The 8,559-nt window shown below is 34.5% G+C and carries 9 protein-coding genes and 2 tRNA genes (1 of these 11 only partly in view); all 11 read right to left on the bottom strand.

The genetic code is table 11. The annotated features are described in order from the left end of the window. A tRNA-Asp gene (locus tag RT037_RS06615) sits at positions 1-55 on the bottom strand; it reaches 119 nt to the left of the window's first position. A gap of 31 nt (positions 56-86) precedes the next feature. After that, positions 87-160: transfer RNA gene (locus RT037_RS06610), tRNA-Asp, on the bottom strand. A 130-nt stretch (positions 161-290) separates the two neighbouring features. Beyond that, positions 291-608 carry a thioredoxin gene (trxA, locus tag RT037_RS06605; RefSeq protein ID WP_079666116.1) on the bottom strand — a complete coding sequence of 106 codons (318 nt, stop codon included), beginning with the start codon at positions 606-608 and terminating at the stop codon, positions 291-293. A gap of 62 nt (positions 609-670) precedes the next feature. Further along, positions 671-1,843, bottom strand: a complete 1,173-nt coding sequence (locus RT037_RS06600) for a cysteine desulfurase family protein (RefSeq protein ID WP_313029161.1) — start codon at positions 1,841-1,843, stop codon at positions 671-673. Positions 1,844-1,903: 60 nt separating this feature from the next. Next, positions 1,904-2,491, bottom strand: coding sequence for an HAD family hydrolase (locus tag RT037_RS06595; RefSeq protein ID WP_313029158.1), 588 nt, complete (start codon positions 2,489-2,491; stop codon positions 1,904-1,906). A gap of 12 nt (positions 2,492-2,503) precedes the next feature. Beyond that, entirely contained in the window at positions 2,504-3,229 is a 726-nt protein-coding gene (locus RT037_RS06590; protein WP_313029156.1) for an SDR family NAD(P)-dependent oxidoreductase, read from the bottom strand. Between the two features lie 9 nt (positions 3,230-3,238). After that, on the bottom strand, positions 3,239-4,555 hold the full coding sequence (locus tag RT037_RS06585) for an FAD-binding oxidoreductase (protein ID WP_313029153.1): 1,317 nt from the start codon (positions 4,553-4,555) through the stop codon (positions 3,239-3,241). Continuing rightward, positions 4,555-5,439 (bottom strand): decaprenyl-phosphate phosphoribosyltransferase, encoded by an 885-nt coding sequence (locus tag RT037_RS06580; RefSeq protein ID WP_313029150.1) that lies wholly within the window; start codon positions 5,437-5,439, stop codon positions 4,555-4,557. The genes RT037_RS06585 and RT037_RS06580 overlap by 1 nt, the downstream gene beginning before the upstream one ends. 87 nt (positions 5,440-5,526) lie before the next feature. After that, positions 5,527-6,219 carry an OmpA family protein gene (locus RT037_RS06575; RefSeq protein WP_313029149.1) on the bottom strand — a complete coding sequence of 231 codons (693 nt, stop codon included), beginning with the start codon at positions 6,217-6,219 and terminating at the stop codon, positions 5,527-5,529. Between the two features lie 15 nt (positions 6,220-6,234). Beyond that, positions 6,235-6,741, bottom strand: coding sequence for a lipocalin family protein (locus tag RT037_RS06570; protein WP_312324220.1), 507 nt, complete (start codon positions 6,739-6,741; stop codon positions 6,235-6,237). A 118-nt stretch (positions 6,742-6,859) separates the two neighbouring features. After that, complete coding sequence (locus tag RT037_RS06565; protein ID WP_312324221.1) at positions 6,860-8,551, bottom strand: S8 family serine peptidase; 1,692 nt, start codon at positions 8,549-8,551, stop codon at positions 6,860-6,862. Between the last annotated feature and the right edge of the window lie 8 nt (positions 8,552-8,559).

The raw sequence follows: 8,559 nt of genomic DNA, 5'->3' as shown, positions 1-8,559 counted from the left end.
ACCCGCGACCTCCGCCGTGACAGGGCGGCATTCTAACCAGCTGAACTACCGGATCAGTTTTTTGCAAAGTAACTGAAAACTTTTTGCGATCCGGACGGGACTCGAACCCGCGACCTCCGCCGTGACAGGGCGGCATTCTAACCAGCTGAACTACCGGATCTCAACCAACCTCAGCATAATTGCCTTGATTATTGTGGTTGCAAAAATACGACAATATTTTAATCCTACAAATTTTTTACAAAAAAAACGCTCTCCTATTAGGAAAGCGTTCATTTTCAGTATTATTTTTTTTACATGTGAGCTGAAAGTTTCTCAGCAATTAGCTCTTTCGGGCTAACACCAACTAACTTATCAACCACTTCTCCGTTCTTGAAAATTAATAGTGTTGGAATATTTCTGATGCCATATTCCATTGATATATTTTGATTATTATCAACATCCACTTTCCCAACAACAGCTTTTCCATCAAAATCGTTTGCTAATTCTTCTACGATTGGACCTAGCATTCTACATGGACCACACCATGCTGCCCAAAAATCTACTAATACAGGCTTATCCGAAGCTAATACTACTTCTTGAAAGGACTGATCTGTAATCTCTACTGCCATAATTTTATTCTTTGTTTAATACTCAACAAAATTACAAAAAATATACCTAATCGGATAAATTATTATCTATGCTCGGTATTTTGTTTTTCTATAATGAAACCTTTTGAAACTTCTTTTAATGCCGAAATAAATTTATCAATATCAACTTTAGTTGTATAATGACTGAAAGATACACGAAGTGGTGTACAATTCTCCAACTCTTCTTCGTCCAAAATAGACATCAAAACCATTGACGGTTTCGCAGCGCCAGAACTACAAGCACTTCCTTGCGAAATCGCAACGCCTTGCATATCCAATTGCAATCCGATTAACGGATTTTTGAATGGCAACAAAATATTCAATACTGTATAAAGACTATTTTCTGTCGCTGATTCTCCATTAAATTTAGCTTCAGGGAAATTTTTTTCAATCTCAGATTTACAATAGTTTTTAATATCCTTAATATGAGAACTGTACTCCGACATATTGTCAATAGACAATTCCCAAGCTTTACCAAGTCCAACGATACCACAAACATTTTCTGTACCTGCGCGAAGACTTCTTTCTTGTGGACCTCCTGTAATAATACCTTTAAGACCAGAAGCTTTTCTCACAAATGCAAAACCACTTCCTTTTGGACCATGGAATTTGTGTGCACTACAAGAAGCAAAATCAACTGGAATTTTAGAAAAATCTAAATCCAAATGCGCCATCGTTTGCACCGTATCCGAATGGAATAAAGCATCATATTTTTTACAAAGCTCTGCAACTTTTTTTAAATCTAGAAGATTACCAACTTCGTTGTTAGCGTGCATTAAAGTCACTAAAGTCTTTTTTTCAGAATTCTGAAGAAGCTCTTCAAGTTTTTCTAAGCTTAAATTTGCTTTGTTATCAGGACGCAAATAGACAAGCTCAACACCGTTAAGACGTTTCATTTCTAAGCAAGTTTCAGCAACACATTTGTGTTCCAAAGGCGACGTTATAATACGTTGAACGCCCAAATAATTAACACATGATTTAATAATCATGTTGTTGGATTCGGTACCGCAAGATGTGAAAACAATCTCACCAGGTGTAACACGCAACGCCTCAGCAATCTTTCGCCTAACTTCTTCCAAAAGCGTTTTTGCCTCTTGACCAAAACTGTGTGTAGAAGACGGGTTACCATAATTAACACGAAGAACCGACACCATTGCGTCAATAACTTCTTCGTTAAGCGGCGTAGTTGCTGCGTTGTCTAAATATACCTTTTCCATTTTTACTAAAAAATTTTAAAAAAAAATGAAGCGATGTGCCTCATTTATGTTGATACGAAATTAGTGAAAAAATTGATAAAAACTTTCATTTGCCCATTTTAACATCGGCTTATCTCCTGAAGTGTCGCCAAAAGCTATGGTTTTATCGAATTTTCGTCCACTAATCGCTTCTTTTATTCTAACTACTTTTTCTTCGCCATTGCAATTTTTAGTAGCAAAATTACCTGTAAAAACGCCATTTTGATAATCGGCTTTGGTTGCTAACAATTGCATCCCAAATTTTTCTGCAAATGGTCGCACCCAAATATCTAAAGACGCCGTGACAATGTAAGAATCCGTGTGTTCTTTTTTAATCTTATCAATAAAATCTAAAGCATTATCACGAATAAGCTTTGGATATTGATGTTCAAAAAACTGATCGGCAACTTGGTTAAGTTTTGTTTCCGTTTGACCTTTAAGAATTGATGCTATAAAGCTCTTCTTGACAGTTTCTGCATCAGCAAGTTTTAGTTTAACCAAAGCAAAAAGCGGTGCATGTTTCAAAAATTGAAATCTATACTTCGATGGATTAAAATATTTAAGATACAAAAACATCGTGTCCTTGTAAGTTAAAGTCCCATCAAAATCGAATACATACAATTTTTTCATTTTTTAAAACAATTAAAGTTTCAATTTCTTAAAAATAAATTCTGGAATATTTCTGATAATCATCATTATCAAACTCCAAATTGGCAATACATAAGCTGTATTTTTTTTGCTTTTGTAAGCTTTAAAAATAGCTAAAGCTGCTTGATCTGGCGTTGCTGTTAAAGCTGGATTAAGCGGTAAACCTTCTGTCATTTTGGTTGCCATAAAGCCTGGCTTAACCGTCATAACATAAACTTTTTTATCAAATAAATAATTTCTAAGTCCGCTAAGATAAGCCGTAAGACCAGCTTTTGCACTTCCGTAGATAAAGTTACTTTGACGACCTCTATCCCCTGCAACAGACGACAAAACAATCATGTTACCTTGCCTTTTGGACTCCATTTTTTTTGCAAAATAGTTAAGAACAGGAACCAATTTAGAGAAATTAATATCTAAAATTCGTTCTGTATTTTTATTATCGTAAAGACCTTCTTCTGTCCCTAAACCAAGATATCCGCTTGCACAAAACAACAAATCGGACTCGATATGGTCAAAATTTTTGTAGTCAATTTCTTTTAGAACGTCTAATTCTAAAACTTCTGTATGTTGAAGATATTTAACATTAATATGATTCGCAAACTTCTCCGAAGTCGCAGTATTCGAACTTAATAAATATAAGGTTTTGAACTTTTCACCTTTCTTTAAGCAGCATTCTACAAAAGCTTGCGCCACTTCCGAATTAGCACCTATTACTATCATTTTGTAGAATTAAGAGGGATTGTGGATACGTTGATGTTGTAGCGAAACAAATTTGGAATTCTCAACATTTTTGAGATAATTGGTCAAGCTACTTTTGCTCATGCTGTCTTTGGTAAGATAAATTCTTCCGTCAAATTCTTCTACTATTTCGTCCAATTGTGCAATCAATTTTTTAAGTTTAGAATTAACTTTAAAATCTAAAGCCAACGTGTAACCTTCTTTTGGGAAGGAGTTATAAGCTTGTGGATTATCTTTCCCAAACAGCTTAAGAACTGCCAAGAATGAACCATTTCCACTTTTCGCGATACATTCCAAAATACGTTTCATACCTTCTTTACCCTTCTCTTTTGGGATGACCATTTGGTATTGAATAAATCCTTTTTTGCCGTAGATTCTGTTCCAATTTTTGATGACATCCAAAGGATAGAAAAATGTCTCGTAATCAACAAAACCGTTAACTTGCTTCGCTCTTTGTTTATTAAAATACAACCAATTAAAAATCTTAATTGACAACGTATTTAATACAAATCCTGGAAAATAAAAAGGAACATTCGGGCTAAATTTTGGTTTCAGACGTAAAGGATTTTGACCTTTAGATTTACTAACCTCAGCCTTCAAAGCATGTTCGCCACGCATAAGAATAGAACGTCCAATATTTTTCCCCTTTTGTAAACAATCGATCCAAGCGACATTATATGTCCAATCTTCGCTTTCGTCAAAGAGTTGGAAGATCTCATCAAGATTATCAGCTTTTATACTTTCTTGTCGAATGTAAGCGGTTTCAATATTTTTTAGTTTGATTTTAGCAGAAAGGATAATGCCTGTAAGTCCCATTCCGCCAATAGTTGCCCAAAATAAATCAGAATTTTCTTCTCGCGAACAAGTGATAACCTGGGAGTTTTCATTTAAGATTTTAAACTCAATAACATATTCTGAAAAACAACCTTCGACATGATGATTTTTACCATGGACATCAGAAGCTATGGCACCTCCAACACTGACAAACTTTGTACCTGGCGTCACGTAAAGGAAATAACCTTGTAATACAACAACGTCAAGAATCTCTGATAAAAGTACGCCAGATTCACATTCGATAACGCCATTAAGACGATCGAATGATAAAAATTTATTTAATCTTTTTGTTGAAAAAACATGTTGCCCAAGCGAGGCATCGCCATAACAACGACCGTTACCACGTGCGATAACTTCGTTACGTTCTGCGACAAAAGATTTAATTTGTGAAAGCGAATCTTCAGATTTCATTTCAACTTCCACAATTGGATAATTTCCCCAATTGGAAACTTTTTGAATAAAGTTCGGCTTCATTATTTAAAATATATCTGTAATAAAAATGTAAGAACCCACATTAACAATGTCACTTGTATATATCGATCTTTGTACACTATTTTGGTAGGAGATTCTGTTTTATTATAAACTAAAGTCTGTTGTAAATATCTTAAAAATGCAAAAATTACAAAAAATACAGTGTAAAATACTCTTTGGTGAAACTTGTGCTGTACTTCTGGCGACAATGTAAACATCAAATAACAAACGATGGCTAATGTTACACATATACATAATGCAATGTCCGCAAATTGAATATTATAACCATCTAAAGCTTTTCTTGTTCTACCAGAAACCTGTGCATTGATCAGCTCTCCACGTCTTTTACCAACAGCCAAAACCAATGCTAACACAAAAGTCAACAAAATTGCCCATTGAGAAATTGCTAATCCTGTTGCATAACCACCCGCCAAAACTCTTAATACAAAACCTACAGCTATTATAGAAACATCAATAATAGCAACATGTTTCAGTTTGAAAGTATAGAGAAGATTCATCACGAAGTAACCGCCGATAATAATCGCAAATTTTGTAAAATCATAATTAAAATACGAAGTTCCAAAAATGACTATTAAAATTACCGAAACCAAAAGTCCAAAGAACATTGCAATTGCTGTAGGCTTTGAAATTGCACCACTTGCCAGAGGTCGATTTTTTTTCTCTGGATGTTTTTTGTCTGACTCAATGTCCATGTAATCATTAATGATATAGATGGAACTTGCTGTAAACGAAAACACTATAAAAGCAAATATACTTTTGATGAATAAATCAACGTTGGTAATATTGCCCGAGAAAAATAGCGGAAGAAAAACAAAGAGGTTCTTGACCCATTGTTCTACCCGAATAAGTTTTAGATATTTTCTCATTTGTATTATTAGATGCCAAAATTAAGAATTATCTGATAATAAAAAAAACCGCAAGTTGCGGTTTTTGTATGTTTTATGTATTAATTCTTATTTACCTTGTTGGGCATCTTGAATCATTTTTTCGTTCGCAGTAATTGCAAATTCTACTCTTCTGTTTTGCGCTCTACCAGCATCTGTATCGTTAGATGCGATTGGACTTCCTTTTCCTAATCCTTCTGTAAACATTCTCGAACCAGCTATACCATTAGCTACAAAATAATTTTTAACCGCAGCAGCTCTCTGTTGAGAAATTCTCAAATTAACAGCTTCTGTACCAATACTATCTGTATGACCATAAATATTAATATTAGTATCAGGATTATTTTTAAGAACTGTAACCAATTTATCAAGATTAGTTCTAGCAGCAGAGGTTAGGTTAGAAGAGTTAAAGTCGAAGTTAACCGTATTTTCGTGCAATGTTACTTTAATACCTTCACCAACTCTTTCAACGTCCGCACCTGGAAGTACTTCTTTAATTTCTTTAGCTTGCTTATCCATTTTGTTACCGATAACACCACCAGCAACACCTCCTACAACACCACCAAGAACAGCTCCTAGAGGCGCATTACCACCTTTACCAATGTTATTACCAAGAATACCTCCTACGATAGCACCAGCTGCAGTACCAATTGCTGCACCTTTTTGTGTGTTATTAGCGTTTTTCACACTTTCGCAACTTGTCAACATTAAAGTTGAACTAATAAATAAAGCTGCGATATTTGTTTTATTTAGATATTTCATAATTTATTTTTTTGATTATTGAACTTTTTGGAAATTGTAATATACTTTAATTGTCTTACCTTCAAAATTAACATTCTGCACTAAAGTAAAATTACTTTGCGATAAGTTTTGAAGTTCCATAACATAACCAGCAGTTACGTTTTTAGCTTTTTCACCAGTCATAACTTTTTTGAATTTAAATTCATTAAACTTAGTTACTTCAAAAGATATTGGCTGCGTTACAGTAGGACAATCTCCCCCACCGTTAATCGTATAAGTACCTGTGTAATTGTTTGGAATTAAATTCCATTGACTTCCTACGAAACATTGGGCGTCTGCACCTTCATCAAAAGGTTTAATCTTAAAAGACTTGTCATAGTCCACACTTGTTATTTCCCAAGTACCTTTCATTTTCAAAGCTTCTGCTCTTCTAGTTTGTGCTTCCTTAGCCGAAACTGTGTTAGAATCTCCAGTGTTAGCTGTCTTACATGAAGTTAAGAACAAACTCGTTCCTAAAACTCCTAATAAAAGTAAATTTTTCATAGTCAAAACAATTATATGTTCTATAAGTATTAAAAATTATGCCAAAAGAGAATTACAAAAAAAAATGTCAAAATTATTTTGACATTTTCTTAATTAAACACTTATCTATCAAAAAGTTTTACTTTTTAACAGTTTTTTTTATTATTTTCTTAGTTGTTTTTTTAACAGGTGCTTTCTGACTTGACGTTTCATTTTTTCCATTGTAAAAATGAGTATAAGCATATTCTGCTGCTTTTTTAACATCAATAACACCTCCTGCTACAGATTGTTTAGCAAAATCATTTGCCGAACTTTTGTTAACAGATTTTGTTAAAGATTCTATAACCTGAGCGGGCGTTAAGTTTGGCATATAAGCCAACAAGACCGCCGAAGCACCAGCTACAACTGGTGAAGCCATAGATGTTCCTTGCTCATATTTATAAGTCGACGTTGGAATCGAAGAATAAATCTTATCACCTGGCGCAAATACATCAACCATATATTGATTATAGTTAGAAAAATCCGCACGCAAAGCTGCATTATCATTAGTACTAGCACCAACAACAATCATATTATTTACAAACGGTTTAACATCTTGTTGTGTTGCAAAGTTGGTTGGATAATAAGCATGCTCTCCCAAGTTTTCGTTATCGTTACCAGCAGCTTTCACCATCAAAACACCTTTGCTCTCTGCATACTTCATAGCATCCCAAACATGTGTTTTACCAGGAGAAACTGGTTTTCCGAAACTCATATTCATAATTTTTGCGCCATTATCAACAGCATAACGAATTGCATTTGCAACATCTTTGTCACGCTCATCACCATTTGGCACCGTACGAACAGTCATAATTTTAGCAACTTTACTGGCTACACCGTATTGGATTTCTTTACCTTGTGGCACACCAGCGATAATCCCGGCAACGTGTGTTCCATGTACAGCATCAGGACCTTGATAATGGTTGTTGCCATAATATTTTTCGGAATAGTCGTCATAATTATCACCAACCATTTCTGCACGCGGATCAAAATCTAAATTATATTGCTTCTCTGCTTGATTTTTAAAATAATCTAAAGCTTCTTTAATATCTTTTCTTAAAAAATCACCAACTTCCTTCGATGTTTTTCCTCGCATGTCTGGATTTTGAGCTACTTGAGCTAAAACTTGCAAGGCCATAGCATCTTGTTGTGTACTTGGCGTTATGCTAGCTAAAGTCGCTCCAGATAAAGTTTTACCTTCAAGAAGTTTTTCAGCGTTCGGAATAACTTGCTCGATCATCGAATAAGTTTGGTAACCTTGTTTTGCTTCTGTTCCTTTTTTTGAAAACTCCGCTTTTGCCTTCATATACATTGCGAAATCTTCTGGCATTTTCGCTTGATTGGCTTTGTTCTGTGTAGAATCTGCACCTTCAAAAAGCGGTTTATATTTCTTAACAACTCTAGTCACTTCTAGATTGTCAACATCAACGTCTTTAGTTTTATTTCCTAAGAAATTCCAACCATAGACATCATCAACATAACCATTTTTATCATCATCGATACCGTTATTAGGAATTTCGTTTGGGTTTTTCCACATATTTGGAGCCAAACCTGGATGATCAACTTGTACACCACTATCCAATACAGCAACGACAACACTTTTAGGTTTAAGACCTTTAGATTCCAAATATTTGTACGCATTTTGCGTGTTAACACCATATACTTTTGTACTTGCAAAATCCTTATGATACCAAGTCATAAGATCTTTATCTTGATCTGCTATTGGCGTCGATTGAGCAAACGCCCATCCAAATCCTGCTAAATAACAGATTGCGACTGCAATTTTTTTCATGTTAAATA

Origin of the sequence: Soonwooa sp., assembly GCF_032062245.1 — a bacterium.
In the GTDB taxonomy this organism is placed as follows: domain Bacteria; phylum Bacteroidota; class Bacteroidia; order Flavobacteriales; family Weeksellaceae; genus Soonwooa.
The sequence above is the reverse complement of the archived record's forward strand: the minus strand, read 5'-3'. Positions and strand labels throughout refer to the sequence as shown.